This window comes from Bradyrhizobium sp. 40 (genome assembly GCF_023100925.1).
Lineage (GTDB): Bacteria > Pseudomonadota > Alphaproteobacteria > Rhizobiales > Xanthobacteraceae > Bradyrhizobium.
Genome location: NZ_CP064688.1, coordinates 6,655,804 through 6,677,988 on the forward strand (window position 1 = coordinate 6,655,804; position 22,185 = coordinate 6,677,988).

The window sequence follows — 22,185 nt, forward strand, 5'->3', positions numbered from 1 at the left end:
TGGCGTCCCTCACGGGTGAATGGCCGCGAACTGCAGCTGGTGGTGACCGGAAATCTCGATGGTTATGACATCCTCCGGGTCGGGGCGGCCGGCCACCTCGATGGCCGTATATTGGCCATCTGCAAGGTCTTCGAAACGGAAGCGCACCGCTCTGCCATGGCCGCTATTGTCTTCGTCATTGTAGACTTGCTCGAACAAGTCTTCGATCTGATGTTCCACGCTATCGTCGTCGCTCAGAATGATCTGGTAGTTGGCAGCGACGATTCGGTCTCCGATCGTGAAGTCGGTGATCTTCCGCACCAGGTCGTGACCGGGCCCCTCGTTGGAGCCGCGATGGAATTCGAAGATGTCGTTCCCGACGCCGCCCGTCATCGTCACGGAAGTGTCGCCGGCCACGATCCGATCGTCGCCTGAGCCAGCGATGATCTCCTCGAAGCCCGAAATCAGATCCTCGCCGACCTCAATGCCCTGCGCCGTTCCATGGCGTAGATCGATGGTAACGGTCAGGGTAGAGGCCGAGTAATCCAACGTATCCCAGCCTGCGTTGCCGACATAATGGTCCGAAGTTGCATCGGCGGACGCAACGACACGATCGTTGCCGTCGCCTCCGTTCACGACATCCGAGCCCGCACCGTCTGCGATGAGGTCGTGGCCGTCGTTTCCGTTGAGAAAGTCATCGCCGTCGCTTCCGGTCAGCCCGTCGTTACCCGCACCGCCATCGATCGACGATCCGGTCGCGGCCGCCTTGAGAGTATCATCGCCGGAACCGCCGACGATATTCTCGAACTCGGCGACAGTATCGTGCCCGATGTCCTCGCCGACAGCCTGGCCGCTACCGAGGTCGACGGCGATGCCGTGCACTGCTGACGAGTAGTTCAGCGTATCGATCCCGATGCCGCCTTCAAACCTATCGTCGGTAGCATCTGCCGCAGCCAGGACGTGATCGTCGCCCTCCCCGCCTTGGATGATATCGGAGCCCATTCCATCGGCCATGGTGTCATTGCCGGCGTTGCCGGTCATGACGTCGTCGCCCGCGCCTCCAACCATCACGTCATTGCCGGTGCCACCGGACATCTGGTCATCGCCTGCGCCACCGTCGAGCGTGTCGTCGCCTTCGTCTCCCTGGAGAAAATCGTCGCCAGAGCCTGCCAACAGGATGTCGCGCCCAGCGCCACCTTCGAGGTGGTCGTTACCATCTTCCCCGTACAGTGTGTCGTTGCCCGCTTCGCCGAACAGCCGGTCATTTCCGGCGCCGCCGAACACGATGTCGTTTCCTGCGCCCGCAAATACGATGTCGTCACCTGCGCCCGCGTAGACGACGTCGTCGCCCGCTCCGGCCAGGATGTGATCATCGCCATCCCCTCCGAATATCTTATCATTCCCCTCGCGGGCATCGATGTTGTCGTTACCGCCGAGCGCGATGATGGTGTCCGCGCACTTGGTGCCCAGCAAATTGTCGTCGCCTTCGGTCCCGATAATCGGAGGCGCCTCGACCACGTTGAAGGACGCAGTCTGAACCACGAAATGGCTGCCGTCGCTGATCGCATATCTCAGGGTGACCTCGCCCAGCATGCCGCGTTCGTGCTCGAATTCCCAGCCGCCGTCCTCAGTCCGCGTCAAAGTTCCGGACGAGGAGGAGAGACCGACAACGGTGAGATGGTCGCCATCCGGATCGGTGGCACCCGCCAGCAGCGCCATGATGGTGATGGTGAGCGCCTGACATCCGGCCACATCGGGCAGGTGGATCGGGCCGGAAAGCCGCGGCGCGCGATTGCGGAGATCCGGCGTCGGACCTGGAGAATCGCGCGGGTCTCTCGGATTGTGGGGCTTGTCGCCACCTCCACCTCCACCTCCACCTCCACCTCCGCCTCCGCCTCCGCCTCCGCCACTCGCGGCGTCGGGGCGGTCCGGACTGCGCTTATCGCTGGCGCCCCTCGGCGTCTCACCGCCGAAGCCAGTGTCGATTTTCGATTGCGGGGTGCGCGCCTGGCCGATGATGTCGCCGGAACCCAACGCAACGCCCTCCCCGTCCGGGCGAGCCGAAATCCTCACGGCTTCAGTCCTGCCCGACGATTTTGCGGCGAGCTCAACGTCACCGGGCTCGGCATCGGAATCGACGACGGCGTCCTCCTTGATGGCCTGCTCCTCGGTATCCGAGCTGTGCGGCGGCCGGTGATCATCGTGCTCCGCCAACGTCGCCGGCAGGAAGCTCTTCAGGTAGGCAGTGCAGGATCCGACGATCAGCAGAAAGATGAGCGGCACGAAACGACGGGGGCGATCCTCCTTCTCATAGTCCTCGCGGCCGGGCGCGGTTTCGCTGGTTTGCCGCTTGGTGGCCTGAATGTTGATCATGCGGGCCTCCTCATCTGGGATTCGCTCTCACGGGTTTCGGTAGCCGCCGCCGGCTGCAGGACCGGGGTCATGATGTCTTGCTTCTTGCCGAATGCGACCATGCGGCCAGCCTGAACGATGGCAACGAGGTCGACTGCGACCAGTGCGCTCGGCCGATGTGCGATCACGATGGCGATGCCGCCGCGGGCGCGTATGCTCTCGATCGCGGCCGTCAGCGCGGCCTCTCCCTCTCCGTCGAGGTTCGAATTCGGCTCGTCCATCACGACGATGAAGGGGTTGCCGTATAACGCTCGTGCCAGCGCTACCCGCTGCCTCTGGCCCGCCGATAGTGCGCAGCCCTGAGGTCCAAGCTTCGTGCGATAGCCGTCCGGCATCCTGACGATCATGTCGTGGACGCCCGCCGCTTTTGCAGCCTCGATAACCTTACGGTAGTCCGGATCCGGCTCGAGGCGGCAGATGTTGTCCTGGATGGTGGCATCCATCAAGGCGATCTCCTGCGGCAGGTAGCCGACATGTTTGCCGAGCTCCTCCTCCCGCCATTGCGAAAGGTCTGCGCCGTCGAGCCGGACGCTGCCGCGCAGCACCGGCCAAATCCCGGTCAACGCCCGCACCAGCGTGGTCTTGCCGCCGGCGCTGGGGCCGATGATGCCGAGCGCCTGGCCAGCCTCGAGCTCGAAGCCGACCTCGCTCAGTACGACCTGTCCGGATCCCGGCACCGCGACCGTGATCTTGTCGACCGAGAGACGCTCGGTCGGCTCGGGAAGCTGCATGGGTTCCTCGGCGGCGGCGAGCGCCACAACCGTCTCACGAAGCCGATGATAGGCCATGCGCGCGGCGATGAAGGATTTCCAATTGCCGATCGCGAGATCGACGGGAGCAAGCGCCCGGGCAGAGGCCACCGATACTGCGATAATCGTGCCGGCGGACAGTTCGCCTTTGATGGTGAGATAGGCGCCAAGACCAAGCAGCGCAGACTGGAGCACCATGCGCAGCACGCGCGACACCGCCGCGAAAGAGCCGGTTATGTCGTTGGCGCGGGTCTGGAGCTCGAGATGCTCCCCGTTGGCCTCGTTGAAGCGACCCACGGCACGACCCGCGAAGCCCATCGCCTTGAGGACTTCGGCATTGCGCGCGTTGCAGTCCGCAATGCCGTTACGCGCGATCGCAGCTTTTCGCAAGTTAACAGCGAGCCGCTTGGTCATGATCTCGCTCACGACCGTCAGCACGACGAGAACGAGAGCGCCGGCTACAGTTAGTGCGCCCAGCATCGGATGCAGGACGTAGATGAAGGCGAGGTAGATCGGCATCCACGGCAGATCGAACAGCGCCGAAGGGCCCTGGCTGCCGAGGAAGCCGCGGACCGTATCGACGTCACGCCCGCGCTCGAGCGCCTCAGACGTCGAGAAGCCGAAGCGCGGCATGTCGATGGCGACCCGATGCGCCAGTGGCGCGATCTTGCGGTCGATCCTTGCTCCGACCCGCACCAGCACCTGGGAGCGAACCACGTCGAAGCAGCCTTGGAACAGATAAAGCCCGATCGCAAGCGCAGAGAGTACCAGCAGCGTCGGCACGCTGCCGCTGGTCAGGGCCCGGTCGTATATCTGCATCATGTAAACGGAGCCGGTCAACGCCAGCAGGTTGATCATGCCGGAGACCATGAAGAGATAGAGACCAATGCCTCGCAGGCCCTGCGTCAATTCTTTGAGCCGGCGGCGTTTCGCAGCGGTAAGTTCTTTCGATTTCGCCATTGGATGTGATGCCGTCTGGTCGGAGGGATCGGAGGGGAGCGAGAGAGACGGGACGGGGCCAATCCCGTCTCTCTGCGGCCGCGACTACAGTGTCGTGTTCGCGGCCGTAATGTTCTGGTGTCCGGCGATCTCGATCTTGAAATCGGCGGCCGTATTGCCGTCTACGTTGCCTTGGACGACAGTGAAGTCGCCGTCGGCCCGGGTTTCGTAGTTTACCGCGAGCTGTCCGGCCGCCGTGAAGGCGGCGCCCGTGACCAGCGTGAAGCCCTGGTCTCCGGCGGCCGAGTAGTCGGCATCGATGCCGCTGAGGTCGAGCCGGTCGCCCGGCTCGAAGCCGACAATGGTGTCACCGTTGGCCGCTGCGACCGAGTTGAACTTGAAGATGTCGTTGCCGAGACCTCCGTTCATCACGTTCACCGTATTGCTAGCGACGATGGTGTCGTTTCCAGACCCGGTGTTGACGTTCTCGATTCCCCAGAGCGTGTCGTTGCCGGTCTGGGAACTCATCGCCGTTCCGTTCGACATCGGTCCGGAGCCCAGGTTGACGTAGGCGTTTGCGGTGATCGCCGACATGTCGAGAGTATCAACGCCGCTGCCACCGTCGCTGTCGTCGCCAAAATAGGCGTCGTTGCCGTCGCCGATCTCGGCCACAATCAGGTCGTTGCCTGCGCCACCGAACACCGTATCGTCGCCCGCGCCGGCATTGATCAGGTCATTGCCGCCATCGGCAAAGATACGATCCACTCCCGCGTCGCTGTAGACGATATCGGCACCGTCGCCGGCGAATACCTGATCATCGCCGGCCCCTGAGAGGATCACGTCGCGCCCGGCGCCGCCGTTCACGAAGTCGGCGCCATCGCCGGCCGAGATCGAGTCGGCACCAGCATTGCCGACCAGGACGTCATCGCCGGCGAAGCCCACGATATTGTCGTCCCCGCCAGCGCCGGTGAGAACGTCGGTCTGCGGCGTACCCGCCAGGACCATCGCGGCGATCGGCGGCGCAGTGTCGGTACCATCGCCCGTCCCTGTACCGGTGCCTGTTCCGGTGCCGGTGCCGGTGCCGGTGCCGGTGCCGGTTCCTGTGCCAGTCCCAGTCCCAGTCCCTGATCCGGCATCGTCGCCATCGTCGTCACCGTCGTCGTCGTCGCCGCCGGAGCCGGTGCCGGTGTCATCTCCATCGTCGTCGTCATCATCGTTGCCCGCATCGTCACCGTTGCCGGTGCCTGTTCCCGTTCCGGTGCCAGTGCCGGTGCCGGTGCCGGTGCCGGTCTGGACGGTCGCGAACACGTCTTCCGAAAGATTCGCAAGCCCGGTGTTGCGCTCAATGATTGCACCGAAGCCTTGCTCCTCGACGGTCTGATAGAAGTCGAGGTTCTCGACGCGATCGAGATAGTACAGGCGATCGCCTTCCTGGAGGCGGTCGAGTTGTTCGTGAAGCACGACCCACATGGTCTGGCCGACCACGCCGCCATTTATGTGCTTCTCCGCGAGCCCGCCGACGAACAGGTCGACGCGATCGATGCCTTTCACCGTATTGTGGTTCGGACCGGTGAGTTCGATGCCGGGATTGATCGCCTGGAATGCGGCAATGTCCCCGGCCGCCAGCACGAGATCCGGATAGGCCTGCTTGAACTGCGCGATCAAGGCATCGCTCAGGTTGTTGCGGGCCTGGAAGTCTTCCCAGGAGGTATAGGGCGTGAGGTTGCCGCCTGCGAAACCCACAGCTTCCTGAACGTACGGGTCGGCAGAGGCCATCAGGTCGGCGCGTATCTGGTTCATCGAGCCGATGCCGACGTCCCATTCTCGCGCCACGTCGAAGGCGAACACGTCTGCGCTGATCCGCACGAGATCGTTGCGCACGGCATCCACGATGTTGACGTCGACCGCCTCGGCCGCCTGCAGGACGCTGCCGCCGAGGATTGCACCGACACCAAGCTGCTCGTAGCCAGGCTTCGGCACGTAGTCCGGAGGCAACATGTTCACGAAGGCACTGGAATCGTTGGTCGGGTTGAGGAAGGCATCGAACAGGTTGACCTGAGTCGGTTGACCCTGGGCATTCAGAACCGTCATCGTCTGGCCGATCAACGAATGGCCGAACCGATAGGCTGCCGTAGCGAACTCATGGCTGACCCGGGCATCGACCTCTGGGTGATAGCCGTCGAAGCCGTGGTCGCCGTCGCCGCGCATTCCGCCGAGAAGATGATCGGCGAACTCGGTATAGACCACGCGCTGATATTCAGCCTCGTTGACGATCTTGGCCGCCTGGAACAGCTCCTCAGCTGTGCCGGTAAATCCGGCGGCCAGAAGCCCGTCCACATGGAAGTTGTGGTTGCGAGCCCAGATGGTGTGGATCGAGGTCAGCGCGATGTTCTCGTTGGCCCGTCCGTCACCGGCCACATAGTGGTCGAGCAGGTTCATGAAGGGATTGGTGTCGAGCAGCAACGGGAAGCCGCTACCCATGAAGTCGTTGACCATCGCGGGCACCATCGCGTCGTTGATGACGCCGCCGTTAACAAGGCCCACGAAGTAGTCGCGGAATGCGACGTGGTGGTCGCCGGGCAGCGAGTCCGCCGTGAACACCGTGTTGTTGGCCCAATGATGCTGGATGATGTCCCGAAGCGTGGGAAGCAGGTTGAAGGCCGGGTTCGACGGATCCGGTCCGCCGGCGAGCAGCCGGCCGGAGAAGCCGCCATGCCCATCGCCTTCCCGTAGCAGCTGCCCGACCAGTTCGTCGGAGCCGTAAGCCTGGTTTTGGTCGACAAAGGGCGAGGTCTTGTTGAGGTGCTGCGGCACGCCATCGGCGTCCATCCCGGCAACCGTGCCGCGGGTCAGATCGGCGGGATTATCCGTGCCCGGCGCGTGTCCGGTCCCGGGGGCACCAATCTGGAGCGTGCCATTGCCGCCCTTGCCGAGGAAGTCGAGGCCGTGGTCGAAATACTGACCGAACGCCGTGAACAGGCTGTTGACGCCGGACGCCTCTTTCGGAAGCCCAGCCTCCTGGGTGCCGAGCACGTTGCTGATTGCGCGGGGATCGAGGCCGTTGAATAGCGGGTTGATGGCGCGATTGCCGGTCGCCGGATCGTAGTCGCCGTAATGGGCATCGGTGATGCGGATGAACGGCTGGTCTGCCGAACCATAGTTCGGATGCGCCCGGTTGTTGCCGGTACCTTCCAGATCGCGGATGCCGACCGCGTCATTGTCCTCGCCGCCTTGGAGGCCATTGACGAGGTTCTTCAGCGCCAGCACGTCGGAGGCGTTGAAGGTGATGCTGCCGTTGCCGGCCGGGTTGTCGTTGCCGCCGCCACCGCCGTTGCCGCCCGGAGCGGGGATGCCATCGGGGATGACCTCGTCCTGGGGACGAGCACCGATCATGGTGTCGTCGTTACCGGTGGTGTGGAAGGCGACGTGATGTGCCGATCGCAGATTGGTCAGATCGACAGTGGTCGCGCCTCCCTGGTCGTTCACCGTGATGGTGTTGAACGACAAGCTGGTCGGATTGAAGTTTCCGATCGGAAGGACCGTGTCGGTGCCGAGCCCCGTATTGATGACGATTTCTTCAATTTCGGTTAGCTCCGCAATGATGTTAGCGTTGGTCACTGCGCCGACCACGCCATTGGTGTTGCGGGTAACAACGATTTCCGTTCCCGCGCCGAGACCGCTGAGCCCCGCATGCACGGCGCTGCTCTGGATGCCGTCCGCGGCATTGTTATTCCAGTCGTCCGTATTGGAGTAGATTCTGTAGACTTCGCTGCCGAGGCTGCCGTTGACGACGAACGTATCGCCCAGCGCTCCCTCCGTGCCGCCGTTGACGACATCGCGGCCGTCGGGGGTAAGACCCAGCAGACTGGCGCTCCAGGTGATGGTGTCGTCGTCGGCGCCACCGTTTAGGATGTCGTTTCCGGTGCCGCCATTGAGGGTGTCGCTGCCATCTCCGCCGTTGAGCGTGTCGTTGCCCGCGTTGCCGTTGAGCGTGTCCGCTCCGCCGAGGCCGCTCAGCGTGTCGGCGAAGTTTCCGGCGGCCGCAGTGATGACGTTGTCGCTTGCGTTGCCGATACCCGCAAACGCCGCGTTGGCGACGTTGGTCAGGTTCTCGACGCCGGTCAACAGCGTGTAGGTGGCAAGCGTCGTTTCCACCGTATCGACCCCGACCTCGAGAGCCGATTCGATTACCTGATCGCCGACATTGTCGACGACGTAGGTGTCGCTGTTGAGGCCACCGGTCATGATGTCGGCACCCGTGCCGCCATCGAGCCGGTCGTTGCCCACGCCGCCACTGAGAACGTCGGCGCCACCGCCACCCGAGAGCGTGTTCGCCGCTGCGTTGCCGGTTATCGTGTCGGCATTGTTGGTACCAACTACATTCTCGATATTGGCGATCGAGCTGAAGCCACTTGCCGTTCCGGCGAGCAGATTCACATTCACTCCGGGACTGGCTGCAGCATAGGCCAGCGTATCCACACCCGCGCCGAGATCGGCAGTGACCGATTCCACGCTGGTCAGCGTGCTGCCCGAGACGAGGGTGAGCGCAGCCCCCACCAGGGTAACATTCAGGGTATTGTTGCCTGCGGTGCCACCGACGGCCAACGTGTCGCTGTTTGCACCACCGTCGATGGTGTCGGCGCCGCTGGCGCCGGCGACAATGTTGAAGGTGTCGTTTCCGGCGAGGCCGGACATCACGTTGGCGGCGGCATTGCCGGTAATCACGTTGGCGAGCGCATTGCCTGTGCCATTGATGGCGGCGGTGCCGGTCAGGATCAAATTCTCGACGTTGGCGCCGAGCGTGAAGGTAACCGAGGACTGCACGGTATCGGTGCCCTCGTTGGGCTGCTCCGTCGCCGTGTCGGCGCCATTGTCGACGACATAGGTGTCGTCACCGGCCCCGCCCGCCATCGCATCCACGCCCGCCCCGCCGTCGAGCCGGTCGTTGCCCAGTCCGCCATTGAGCGCATCGGTCCCGGCACCGCCGTTGATGACGTCGTCTCCGTCTGAGCCGTTCAGCGTATCGTTGCCGCCCCGCCCGTTGAGAAGGTTGGCCAGGACGTTGCCGTTCAGGAGGTCGTTGGTCGCATTGCCGCCGACCTTGGCCGAATTCGCTGAGACGAAACTCTCTGCGAGGCCATCCTGGTCAACGTAGCTGACGGTGACCCGGAAGAAATTAAGATTTCCGGCCGGCACCGTGTAGTTCTGCTGGGTCGCCGTCCCTGGAGCGAGTGTCCAGCCGTTCAGGCCATCGGTCGACTGCTCCCAACGATAGGAGAAGCCGCCTGCCCCGGGCAGACCGTTGACGTCGACGATGCCGGAGCGGTCGGCCGTGAGAACGTTCTCGGCGCCCGTGATCGTCACCGAGCCGGTGGCGCGGCCGATGAAGACATCGACCGTGCCGTTCGGCAACCCCGCCGCATCGCGGGTCGTGAAGCGAGCGATTTCGATGTTGGCGAGGGTGTCGATGCCCTCGTCATCGAGCAACGGAATCCGCAGGCCGTCTGCGCCGAGCAGCGGAGCCACGACGTTGTCGGTGACCGTCACGGTCCCGTTTGCGTTGCGGGTGATCGTGAAGTCCGCACGGGCGCCGGCAAAGGTCGCCACGTCGACATCTGTTGCGCTGGCGCCATCCGATATGATCTCGCGGACAGCTTCGAGCTGGCCCGGATTGATCTTGCCGGTGCGCATCAGGTCGGCGAGCGATTTGCCGTCCCAGTCGGAACGGCCGGACCCCGTCACGATGCTTGTCAGACCGTCGACTGAGAACAGCACGGCGCCCGTGGGTCCCGTGGCATCTTTGGTCTGATGAACGGCAATGCGAACGTTGAGCCAGCGGTCGCCGTCGATCAGGTCGTTACCGGCGTTGCCCGTGATGACGTCGCTGCCGGCGCCGCCGAGCAGGATGTCGCCGCCGTTGGCCGGATTGAAGACGGTCGTGTCAGGGGCGAGGTCGCGGAAGTGCGCGCCGCCCGTGATCGCCGCGACTGTCGCTGCCGATTGGCCGAACAGGCCTCCCGGCGCGAGCTTGATGAAATCCTCCATGCCGCGGATCAGGTCCACGTTCTGGGATAGCAACTGGCTGTCGGTCACGGGGCCGCCGACCGGTCCCGTTGCAGCGCCGACCGCGCCGACAGGCGCGCTTGTCCCGATCAAGGTGTCGTCGTGCTTCCAGCCCGAGGCGCCTTCGACGGAATCGTTGCGGTCGCGGAGCGTCAGCGCGGTTTGAGTGAGGAACCGCGAGATCCCGAGGTCGATGATGCCATTCGTCTCGTCACCCTTCTGGATCGACCAGTCGAAGCCCAGCATGCCGTTGTTGCGCTGGATGCCCGCGCCCTGGACCATGATGTCATCGCCGGACTCGCCGTCGTAGTCGGTATCGTTGCCCTGGCCGTTGAGAATGTCGTGGCCGATGATGGGTGAATCAAAGAACAGGTCAGAGTTCTCACCGGAGAGACCGTCGAATCCCTCGCCGCCCTCGATCCAGTCGTCGCCTTCGTTGCCCATCAGGCCGTCGGCCGCGCTGCCACCGAGCACAAAGTCGTTGCCGGGGCCAGCAAACACTTCCTTCGGGTCCGTCACGCCCATGATGAAGTCGCTGCCCTCGCCGCCGAACAGCAGATCGATGCCCTGGTCGGCCACAATCACGTCGTCTCCCGCCTCGCCGCGGAGGAAGTCGTCACCGAACGGATCCTCGATGATGTCGTCACCGTCGCCGCCAAACACCTGATCGGATTCCATACCGGCATTGAGGTAGTCGTTGCCACCGTCGCCCCATAGTGTGTCGATCCCCTTGTCGCCGATCAATCGATCGTTGCCCTCGGTGCCGCCAAGCACCACATGCTCGCCGCCGGAGAATTTAAGCACGCCGCCGTCAAGGATCGGCTTGCCGTCGGTATCGAATACCGGATTGCCGTTCACCATGCGGGCGGTGCCCTCGATGCGCACCACCTTGGGATCAATTGCCTGCAGGAAGGGGTCATCGTGGGTTGGATCGAGGTCGCCGCGGTTGGCCGGATCGGTGTGATCGCGCGAGGGGTCGCCGCTGTAATTCTCTTGGCCCGCGAACCGGTCGAGCTCCAGGATCATGTCGGCGGAGGACATCAGGACGCCCGGCAGATGGGTCGAATGAAGATCGCCAAGGTCGGTATTGCGCATCACCAGATCGGTGAAGGAGTTGGGTTCCAGCAAATTGAGCAGGTTCATGCCCTGCGTGCGGCTCAGATAGTAGAAGCGGTCGCCGTTCTGCAGATGCTCGAGCTGGTATTCGAAGATGAAATTGAAGGTCGAACCAAGTTGACCGCCGAACTCGTTGAGTTCCTCGGCGAGGCCGCCGATCCAGAGATCGACGTGGTTGAGGCCGCCGAGGCTATCATCATGAGGTCCCAGGCCGTCAGCTGCGTAAACGCCAGTGGCATTGAGGAAGTCCAGCCGATCAGCCGCCAGCGGATCCGACGCGTGGATCGTGTGCGCCAGAACCGGCGGATTCATAGCGGCATTGGCCGGTACGTCCTGATCGGTACCGAGCACGAGCACCATCGCGGCAGCGCGCTTGCCTTCCGAGGTGGTTTCCGCCTCGATCAACGGATGGGTGCCGTAGGCGGCGATGAAGTTGACTACCGACAGCGGGTGCTTGATGTGCTGGGCAAAATCGGTCCAGCTGACGTAAGGCTTGACGTCAACCGCACCGGTCATCGCGTAGATCTGGGCACGTGCCTCGTTGAGCGGCGGGATACCGGCCTCTCGACCTCGGGCGATATTGATGGCCGGGAGGTCAAGGGGCAGCCCGAGCAGGTTGTTGCGCACGGCCTCGACGACGAATTCGTCGATTTCGTTGCCGACCTGGCGGGACATGCCGCGGATAAGCGCACCAGTGGCGGCTTCGTCGCTCAAGCCGTCCGGCGTGATGCCGCCCGTGGTAAATTCGATCGGATTGAGGAAGGCTTTGATCAGGGTGACCTGGACTTGATCGTCCTGGTTCGGATCGTTGCTGTTGACCAACGAAAGGTCGTTGTCGAGACGGTCGACCGTGTCAGTCAGCATCGAGTGGCCGAAGCGATACACGGTATGGGCGAATTCGGCGATGATGGCCGGGTTGAGATCCGCCGAATTGGTGAACACGAAAGGATCGACGTTTGGCTGTATGCGCCGGGCAAACTCCTCGAATACCAAGTGCTGGTACTGCATCTCGGTGACGAAGCGCGCCGCCTGGAACAGGCGCTCGCCGTCCCAATTCAACGCGTCGATCGCAGCGTCCTTGAGCGCGGCATTCGGCTCGGCCAGGATGGCGTCGAGCGCGGCCTGGCTGATGCCATTACGGAGGCCATTGGCATCCGGCGCCATCCATTCGTTGACCACGGTCGCGCTGCCCGAGGCGATAATGGTGTCCTTGTTCACCTCGACCAGGCGATTGTGCTCGGAATGGAAGATGGTGTGGACGGCGGTGAGGCCGATATTCTCGTTGCCACGGCCATCGCCGGTGATGAAATGAAGGTCGAGCAACTCGTTATCGTAGACGAGATTGTGGCCCTGATTGTCCATTGCAACGGCGTTGCCGACGACATGCGCGTCGACGCCGGTAACGGGATCGATGTCGTCCGGCCGCAACTGGCCATTGACGATGACCGGCGCCGCCGTATTGGCAATGTCGTTGAGGAAAGCGTGTCCGGTGCCGACGGTGTGAACGGAGAACGAGGTCGCGCCGACGTGCGGTGTAAAGCTGGCGGGCAGGTCTGCCAAGGTAATGTTATGGAGATCGAGGCCCCCTGCCTTACCCTCGACGGTCATCAGGGTCGTGAATGTCTGGGCGCCGACCACCTCTGTCACGGTCACCATGACCTGGGCATAGCCGTGTGCGCCAGGCGTGAAGCGGCCGTAGGCATCGACCACCAACTGGGGCACGTCGAGCACGTCGGCATCGTTGAGCATCAGGCCGAGCTTCGCCGCTGCCTGGGCCTTCACCTCCGCCCAGTTGGCGATTCCGCCATGAGCGCCGTTGAGCAAACGACCGCTATTTTCCGCAAATGAGTCGGCGACGGTGTCGCCATTCGAATCGACGGTGAACTTGTACTCGCGCAGGAAGACCTGATGCGAGGCGCTGGAAGTATAGGTTTGGTTCTGGTCGACGAACGGGGTCGTCGTATTCTGCGATTCGGTGCCGTTCGGGCTCGGATTGCCATTCGCGTCGAACGGCGAGGTGCGCGACAGCGTCATGAAGCGCAGCTCGGGCGGAAGGTCGTCCGCGGTGCCTAATACGTGATCAGCGCCAGCGATCAGCGGATCGTCCGCCTGTAGCGGCATGTAGATGGTGCCGTTGCCGCCCTTGGTCACGAGGTCCAGGCCGTGGTCGAAGAACTGGCCGAAGAAGGACATCCAGGCGCTGTTTGGCGGCGACAGACCGATGTCCGGGGAACGGTTTTCGATCAGAAGCGAGCCATCCGGCGAAATTTCGAGTCCGTTCTCCTGCAGCGCAGCGACGAGGGCTGCGGAAGCGCCGGCCGCGGTGGTGCCGTGCTCGGCTGCCACCAGAGCGGCGAGGTTCGACGTCGCCGTGGCGGAATACCCAGCCACGTCGACCTGGGCCTGGAGGATCTGGGCGAATTCGGAAAACGACAGCCCGTCGCCGAGCGCGGCGGAATAGCCGCTCAGCGCGGTGTCCATCGCAGTCAGTGCTGTCTGCAGGGTCGCTGCCTTGTCAATGTCCGCTTGCGCGACACCGGTTGCGGATTGCAGCGCGACGACGACGGCATCTTGCGCCAGCTTGGCCGTATGAGCTGCCGAGGCCGCGTCGCCGACCGCGGTCTGGTCGGCCGGATCGAACGAATTGTCGTTCATACCGTTGCGAAACTCGACGAGCTTGGCGAGCACGTCGGTCATGCCGTTTTTCACCGCCGTGGCCGAGGCGTCAGCGGCCACGTAGGCGCCGTGGGTGGCGCTGTTGCCCGCAGCTGCGATCGCCGCGGCGCGTGCCGCCAGGATCGAGTCGGCAGCGGCATTCGGGTCGGCGGCACCTACTACCTGGAGAGCAGCGACTAGCGCGGAGCGATTGGATAGCGTCTGATCCACGATTAAGTTGGAGATGATGCGGGGATCGGCATCGGCCACGCTGTGCGGGTTGACGAACGCACCAGGAGCGACCGGGACGGCGGGATCATAATTGGTATTCGTGACGAACAGGCCGTTTGGAAAGCCTGGAGTTCCTGGAGGAACCAGCATCATGGTGTCGCCGTCGGCCTCGTTCGTATAGACCGGAGTCAGCAACCGCGGGAATATCTCGTCGGCTGCGCCGACCTGACTCTGTCCCGGCAAAAGGTGATTGAAGCTGCCGTCCACGGTTCGCAGGCCGATCGGTAGCAGGGCCGCGTCTTGACCGATGATGTCGATGAGGCTCTCGCCGGCGACGTTCCGTTCAGCGACTTTGATCTGGTCGAGGATCTTGGTGAGGTCGGCGAGGTTGACGACGAAGCTGGTGCTCATGATTGGATCCCCTGCTGTTCAGGAACATTTGCGATGCGCCCAGTTAGGGCCGCAAACGATCTGAGAGGTAGGGGACAAGGTCTCAGCGTCGTCGGGACTGAAGCCGCAGCGATTCCTCGGACCTTGGTCTCATAGTGCGGCGACATAGGTCGATCGCGAACCACATTGGCGGCGTCAGAAAATTGCGAGGCTTTCTTACGGAAAGACCTACGAACTCCATTCCAACGGTGTGGAAGGAAGCGCCCGAGGGAAATAGCGGCTTGTCTGGTATCGGCGTTCTGCGCATGGACGCCTTCAAGAGGCACCGTATTTTGACGGTGCGGCATAAGGACGCGAAGGAGCAGTGCCCGGAATATCCCGGATCGTTTTTTGTTCATCTCCCGGGGATTGTGTGACGAGCTAGTGCCTTTGAGTTCAAAAGTTATTGGAAATGTCTCAGCCCGGTTGGCAAATTAGATTGGGCATCGCCGGAATTTCACGGCGCCCCACCCCGCTGCTTCCGACCTTTTTGCTTGCAGCCGCGATAACCATCGTCTGCTCGATGACGCTGCTTGCTTATGCGGTCTCCAACGCCTTGCAATCGAGTTTGACGCTCACCGCGGCCGAAGAAGGCGCATCACTTCTCGATCTTTTTCTCGGTCCGTTGGTGCAGGAGCTCGCAGCTACCAACAAATTGTCGGACGACAGCGTCAAGAAGCTGGACGGGATACTCGAAACAAAGCTTGGCACACGTTCGAAGTCAATCGAGGTCTGGCGGCGTGACGGCACCTTGGTTTACTCCACCAGTAACAAGCATCGTGTCGGAACGAAGTCCGCCCCAGCCGAGATGAACGCCGCTTTCCTCGGACAGGCGACGGCAGCCATCAAAACAAGCGCCGATCAGAAATCGCAGCACCCCATGATCGAGGTCTACGCTCCGCTGTACCGATCGGGAACGAAGGAGATCATCGCGGCAGGCAAGGTCCTCAACGATGGCGAAAGACTAGCCGGCGAGTTGCGCGACATCCGGATTAAGTCGGGCGCTATTGTCGCCACTATCGCGGCACCGATGATGTTCTTGCTGTTCCTGCTGGTCAAGCGCACAGCCAGCACAGTTCGAAAACACCGCATCGCCTTGAGGGAAAAGGTGGCGCAAACGGCTGCGCTTGCGACCCTAAACGACAAGCTGCGCCAAGAGGCAGATAACGCGCGATTGGAGTCGATTCAATCCAACGAGCGCTTCCTGAATCAACTTGGGCAAGACCTTCACGATGGGCCAATTCAGGTCCTGACCGTACTCGGCCTGAAGCTCGGCGAACTGCTGGAGACAAACGATTTAGAAGCCGCCGACGATGGTCGGCCCTCTTTCGCAGATGTTGACGAACTGCTGAACGACACTTTGACCGAGTTGCGAGACATCGCGACGGGCTTGGTATTGCCCGAGCTCACTGACCTCTCAACGACCGAAACCTTGCAGCTCGCCGTTCGGCAACATGAACGCAGGACCGGCACAACTGTCAAATGCGAGATCGAGAATCTCCCTTTCTGTCCCGCTCCCCTGCGCGTCTGTTTGTACCGGATCGTCCAGGAGGCGCTGAACAATGCGTATCAGCACGCCCGCGGATATGGACAACGTGTGGCTGCTTCACAGACAGGCAACTCGCTGAACGTGCTCGTAAGCGACAGTGGACCAGCAACAACTGCGCCACTGCAGGCGCCCAAGCGGGGTCACCATTCAGGGCTGGGATTGAATGGGGTCCGCAGACGCGTCGAAGCCTTCAACGGGTCGCTGGATGTGATCTCGTTGACAGATGGAACTGGTGTTTCGGCTAAGATACCGCTCGTCAACTCGACACACTGAGGTCACGCCATTGTCCCTTGGCGAACCACTTTGCTTCAGGATCGACATACGTTAACATCATCTTTCGATGCGCATTTACATTTGAAATTTCTAACACTAAGAATACCAGATAAAAAATTGCCTGTTTTAAACTGACTGCGACGGCTGGCTTTTTAGCCGAACTCACTCGTGTTCCGGTCAACGGTTGCGCCGACTGAGTTGCGCTGTGTATTTTGTACGGGAGTTTCCCATGAGTACGGTCACAATTGCCGTCATTGATGATCATCCCTTGATGATCGAAGCCATTCACTCTTTGCTAGGCCGCACTTCGGGGTTCGAAGTCATCGGATTGGGAACAACGGCCTACGACATCGTGGAACTTTGCGACCGAAACCGGCCGCAGGTCGCGATAGTCGATCTTAGCCTGCCCGGCGACGTCTATAGCGCGATCGAAAACGCGATCAAGATTTCACCGATGACGAAGGTCGTGGCGTTCACCGCAGCTACCGGCGTCGATTCGGCCATTCGCGCACTGGACGCGGGGGCCAGCGGTTATGTCCTGAAGGGAAGCAATACCGCGGAATTGATACAGGCCATCTGGGCGGTTCAAACTGGTGAGACCTACATCACACAGAGCTTCGCAAGCAGGGTTATAGCCGGCCTTCGCGACGCTTCGCTGAGGCGCAAGGCCGCGCAGGCTGTGATCTTGAGTATTCGCGAACGGCAAATCGTTCGCCTGCTCATGAATGGCAAAACCAACAAGGAGATCGCAATTGCCATCAACATCAGCGAGAAAACCGTCAAGCACTACATGACGGCGCTGATGCAGAAGCTGCAAGTTCGCAACCGTCTGGAAGTCGTGATTGCTGCGCAGAAATTCAACGAATCTCGCGCCCCGGTCAGTTTGCACGCGTAGGAATTAAGGCATCCACGAACGTGGCTTTTGTGCAGAACGGATGGTGCTGTGGTTTTGTATCGCCGCGTCACGCTCCAACCACTAGCCAGGATGCTGGAAAGCGTCTCCACATCGTGGCCATGCCGCCATCACCAAGGTCGGAAATGACTTGACAACGCTATCGTGAAGCCAGCCTAAGCTGGAGGACGGACGGTATGGTGCGTTCTGCGACAGACGTCTGGTTGCTTTCAAGCCTTCTGCTCTCTGCCGTGCTTTTTCCGGCCCGCGCGGGCGCACCCGACGAGTTCAAGCTGAATTTCCCTGTCCGATGCGAGCTGGGCTCAACCTGCTTCATCCAGAATTACGTCGACCATGATAGCACCGACCAGGTTCGCGACTATGAATGCGGTGGTCGAAGTTACGACGCCCACGACGGTACCGATATCAGAATTCCCGATATGGCTGTCCAGCGCCAGGGCGTCGAGGTCCTCGCGGCGGCTGCCGGCATAATCACCGCGATCCGGGACGAAGTCGATGACGTTTCGGTGCGCACGATCGGCAGGGCCGCGATCAAGGGCAAGGAATGCGGCAATGGCGTGGTTATCGATCACGTTAATGGATGGAAGACCCAATACTGCCATTTGGCCAAGGGCAGCGTGCGCGTGAGTCGGAACGAACGCGTCTTGCCAGGGCATCCGATCGGTCTGATCGGTCTCTCTGGCGATACGGAGTTTCCCCACCTTCATCTGACGGTGAGACATCTGAACAAGATTGTGGACCCCTTCGCTTACGGATCGGAGCCGACGGTCTGTGGGAGCGGCCGTCCGATCTGGACCGGGTTGACGGGCGACCAGTTGAAATACCGGCCGCGAGAAATCCTCAACGTCGGATTCACCGATCGCCCTCCGACCATGGACCTGGTTGAGTCCGGCGAAGCCACGAAATACCCTACCAACCTGGAATCCGAAGCGCTGGTGGCTTACGTTCGCGTCATCGGCTTGCGGCAAGGCGACCAGCAAATCGTCACGATCCGGGGTCCCGACGGCGTTATCCATTCCGAATACAAGGCACCTGTTCTCGACCGCGACAAAGCCCAGTACTTCGTTGCTTCCGGACGAAAACGGAAGGCCGCGGCGTGGATGCCGGGCGGCTACACGGCAGAGTATACGGTTGCACGAAGCGACGGAATCGTACTGCGCAAAACCTTCGAAATTCAACTTGGCGCAAAATAGCGCCGCATTGCGCCAGCCGACTTCAATCAATGATGGTGATGATGGGCGTGCGGCGCAGATTCGTCGGCGCGCTTGGCATACGTCATCGCCTCGATATACGCGATGACGTCGCTCGAATCGAATTCCGACAGCCCCAGATTTGGCATCCGCACGGCAGGATATTTCTGGGCTAACGAGAGCGCGGCGGGATCCTTGTTGGCTCTCAGCTTCTCCGGCTCCATAATATATGCAGTGAGCCAATCGCGGCTTCTTCGAGTACTGACGCCCTGGAGATCCGGCCCCACCCTGCTGCCCCGGCCGATGGTATGGCATCCCCCGCAAGTTTTTAGGAACAGAGCCTGTCCCGGCAGGTTCAGCGGGTCGTCCACGAACGAGCCGGCATTGGCCTGCACTGCGGGTCGTACTGCCGCGCGCTGAACGGGATCCATGGCGCGAACGGCCGATGCCAGCACGTTGATGTCGCCAAATGCCGAATTCCTCTCCCATTCGCCCGTCAGGTCGTTGAACAATAGGACTTCGTTGCGATGCTCGGTGAGGGCCCTGCTGCGTTCGCCAAGCCGATGGCGAATGAGCTCGATGTCTTGTGCCTTGCCGGTAAGGAAGAGCCAGCCCGACCCTATGCCGAAAGCCTTGCTGTATTCCTTCAGCTTCTCGGGTGTATCAGTGACCGGGTCGATGCTGATTGACACAAAGAAGTAGTCCCGCCCCGCACTCTCGCCGAGCTTGTCCTCGAGCTGGGACAGCCGCGCGGTCACGACGGGGCAGATGTCGCGACAGCTGGTGTAGATGAAGCTGATGACGCTGATCTTGCCTTTCATCACGTCATCATAGAACAGCAACGTCCGCCCATCCTGCGTGACCACCGGGACGTTGGGAATGTAGCCCTCCTTCCAGCGCATCTCTGCGCCTTGTGTCACGCCGGTGAGGACAAGGATGGCGAGCGCGGCAAGCCAGCTGCTTGCCGCCGCTCCCCTCCAGACATGCACGAGTGACGCCACGGTGAAGCGCATGTTCGCCTCTTAAGTCTTCGATAAGGCACCAGTGAAGAAGCGGCTATTAACCGGATCTGCCTCCGGCAGAACTTCGGGTTGCTTCCAAGTCACGCCGTTGGCGGATGGAAGCGGCGTCATTGTCGGCTGGTAATGAGGCCTGGATCCCGTCTTGGCAAAATCAGGATCGCCGGGCGACGGCGATAGCAATTGATATCGCAGCAGCATGGCGAAGTCCTCGTGAACCGTGTTGTGGCAATGATTGACATAGGCACCGCCGAATTCGCCAAATCGAACTTGGAACTTGACACGGCCATCCGGCCGGAGGCGCCAGACGTCCTTCCTCACCAGCAGTTCTGTTGCCGGAATCGTACCCGCCCCCCGATTGATGGTAACGCCCTCTTCGAAGTGGAGATGGATGGGGTGATCCCAACCGCCTCCACCGTTGATTAGAGTCCAATGTTCAACTTCACCGGGCTTGGGAATGAGCGCCGAAATCCGGTTTGCATTCAGCGTATGCGCTGCCTGCCCGTTCACACGGATCGACCATGGGAATATCTGCGTGTCGCCGCAGTCGGGGATGCATTGCTTTTCCGGGTTGTTGCGCGAATCCCCGTCGCTGAACCGTCCGAATTCGATCACCCTTTCCCGAACCGGCGCCACCACAGGAATTTGCGTGGTCAGGGTCCGTCGACCCGTCCGCCAATCAGAATCGCTCAAGTCGACGCTGGGGTCCGGAGTTTCCGCCGTATATGTCGTGCTTGGATCATCGACGCTCGTCAGCGAGTAAACGACGCGGAACTCCATGATCGGGCCGACGCACGGATCTTCCTCGCCCTTGAAAGCCTTCTTGAGCGAGACGGCCCCATCCGGCTTGCGTCCATCCGACTGCTTCAGGAGATTGAGGAAGTAGAGACTGTCGCCGGGCCGGAACGCGGAAAAATCAATGACGATATCGTAGCGCTCGGCAACTCCCTGCTCATCAAGCTGGGTGAGCTGGATCGGGCTGACGACGAAATTGCCGTCATTGGCTATGAAGTAGAACGGCACCGGCGTTTCCGGCGCAAACCGCAGGCTCTTGTTGACCGCCAGCGCCAGCTTGATGAAACGCGACATCGATGCGTTTAGGATGCGGAAGCGATAGCGGCGGGGGAGAACTTCGAAATATGGATAGTAGGATCCGTTGACCAGGAGCATGTCGCCGACGAATCCGTCGGTGTCGAAAATGTCGAAAAACAGCTGGCCGTCCTTGTCCATCGCCGGGTTGGTGATCGCCAGATTGACATCGAAATCAATATTGCCCCAGGGGAGACGATTTCCGCTCGGCAGTCTGAGGTTCACGTTGTTTCGGTCGGCTCGGTCGCTGCCTCGGTCCGGACCGCTGTAGTAGTTGCACATCGCGAACATCCCCTTGTGGACGTTCTCGGCCGTGAAAAAGAACCGGTGATCGTGTAGCCAGAGCGTCCCTTGCAGCTCACGGAAATCTCCGGCAACCGGAACGATGCCATCGCCGTCGTCGGGGCCCGACGCCTTACGCAGGTAATCCGGATCACTCGTCAGCCAAACGCTCGGCATGTCGCGTCGCGCCAGCGCCGTGCTCCAATGGTAATCATAGAAGGTTCCGGGAAAATGGTAGGCGTTACAGGCGCCGTCGCTCTCGGCGCCATTATGCGCATTGTGGAAGTGAATCGAGATTTCGTTGCGGCCAAAGCCACCGTTGAGGGCGCGATCGACCGGCAGATCGTTGTAGATTCGCGTCAGGACAGGCTCGCCGTAGCGAGCCTTGATCAGGCAAGGCGCTCCGTAGCCTGTCCTTCGCCCCTCCCGCGCGCCTTGCATTCCGGGCGGCCGGCGACCGAAAGACCACATGGCGTTCGGGTGCTGGTCGGGCATCTCGTCGCAGAACTTCGTCGCCGAGCGGCATTGGCCCATCGACATGAGATAGCCGACTTTCGGGTAGAACTCCTCCCATCGCTGGTGCGCAAATAGCGGCCCGGGCGGACGTCCTTCCATAGGCCCGACGTAGGTGACCGGATTGCGATAACCGGCGCGTCCTGAATTGTCGTAGTCGGTGTGGTACGAGAAATTCTTGGCAGCGGGCTCGTTCACCCCCGGAGCGACTTGCCACGCCGCGTCGCCGTTGGTCTGACGTAACAGTGGAATAGGCTTCTGCAATTCCTGCCGTGGCATCCGGTGGGTGAATTTTTTCGCGCCGAACAGCGGGCTTGGCGGGGTGCCTGTCGGCACCTGCGCATATGCACTTGTTGCGAAAGGACTTAATCCGTTCTTCGCCAGGATTGCGCCTGTTGCCGTCAGCAATCCCCATCGAAACAAATCTCGCTTCGAGATACTGCCTTGCGAAAGAGCGCTGACAATTTCAAGCCGGTTCGCACGAGCGTCCTCGGCCTCTTTCAGGCGACGCTTTGACTCGCTTTTGGAGAGATACATGTCTAGCCCCGCCGCAATCATGATTTATAAAATCTCAACCTGAGCTACGGAATGGCGAAGAACAAGGTACCTAGGTCCCAAACGCAACGCCTTAGGTCCCGTCATATTTCGGACCAAAGTCTTAGCGCCGGAACGACTCGGAGGAGCAGTCGGTTTCGAGCTGTGACTTGACGAACGAACGCTCGCGGCGATAGCAAGATCGAAAGGACTCGGTGAACGTTTCCGCCATGTTGTGTTTGCTATTTCG

Annotated in this window: 8 protein-coding genes; 3 read left to right on the forward strand and 5 right to left on the reverse strand. The window is 61.5% G+C overall.

Translation table 11 applies throughout. The features are described 5' to 3' along the window. Positions 1–9: 9 nt before the first annotated feature. The 3 genes from IVB40_RS35845 to IVB40_RS31930 form a co-directional block, all read right to left on the reverse strand. Complete coding sequence (locus tag IVB40_RS35845; RefSeq protein ID WP_275992899.1) at positions 10–2,352, reverse strand: cadherin-like domain-containing protein; 2,343 nt, start codon at positions 2,350–2,352, stop codon at positions 10–12. Further along, the gene (locus IVB40_RS31925) at positions 2,349–4,100 is read right to left on the reverse strand and encodes a type I secretion system permease/ATPase (protein WP_247817343.1); all 1,752 of its coding nucleotides are present in this window, start codon (positions 4,098–4,100) and stop codon (positions 2,349–2,351) included. Before IVB40_RS31925 ends, IVB40_RS35845 begins: the two co-directional genes overlap by 4 nt. Positions 4,101–4,184: 84 nt before the next feature. Next, a complete protein-coding gene (locus IVB40_RS31930; protein WP_247817344.1) occupies positions 4,185–14,555 on the reverse strand; it encodes a peroxidase family protein in 10,371 nt (3,456 codons plus the stop codon). 457 nt (positions 14,556–15,012) lie between these two features. Here IVB40_RS31930 and IVB40_RS31935 point away from each other — a divergent pair, with 457 nt between their 5' ends. The 3 genes from IVB40_RS31935 (at position 15,013) to IVB40_RS31945 (ending at position 18,501) form a co-directional block, all read left to right on the forward strand. Further along, a complete protein-coding gene (locus IVB40_RS31935; protein WP_247817345.1) occupies positions 15,013–16,395 on the forward strand; it encodes an ATP-binding protein in 1,383 nt (460 codons plus the stop codon). A gap of 229 nt (positions 16,396–16,624) precedes the next feature. Then, positions 16,625–17,290, forward strand: a complete 666-nt coding sequence (locus tag IVB40_RS31940; RefSeq protein ID WP_247817346.1) for a response regulator transcription factor — start codon at positions 16,625–16,627, stop codon at positions 17,288–17,290. A gap of 194 nt (positions 17,291–17,484) precedes the next feature. Continuing rightward, positions 17,485–18,501, forward strand: coding sequence for a M23 family metallopeptidase (locus tag IVB40_RS31945; protein ID WP_247817347.1), 1,017 nt, complete (start codon positions 17,485–17,487; stop codon positions 18,499–18,501). 26 nt (positions 18,502–18,527) lie between these two features. Here IVB40_RS31945 and IVB40_RS31950 read toward each other — a convergent pair whose 3' ends face one another. Together IVB40_RS31950 and IVB40_RS31955 are read right to left on the reverse strand one after the other, a co-directional pair. Next, a complete protein-coding gene (locus IVB40_RS31950; RefSeq protein ID WP_247817348.1) occupies positions 18,528–19,511 on the reverse strand; it encodes an SCO family protein in 984 nt (327 codons plus the stop codon). A gap of 9 nt (positions 19,512–19,520) precedes the next feature. After that, complete coding sequence (locus tag IVB40_RS31955; RefSeq protein WP_247817349.1) at positions 19,521–21,938, reverse strand: multicopper oxidase domain-containing protein; 2,418 nt, start codon at positions 21,936–21,938, stop codon at positions 19,521–19,523. Positions 21,939–22,185 lie beyond the last annotated feature (247 nt).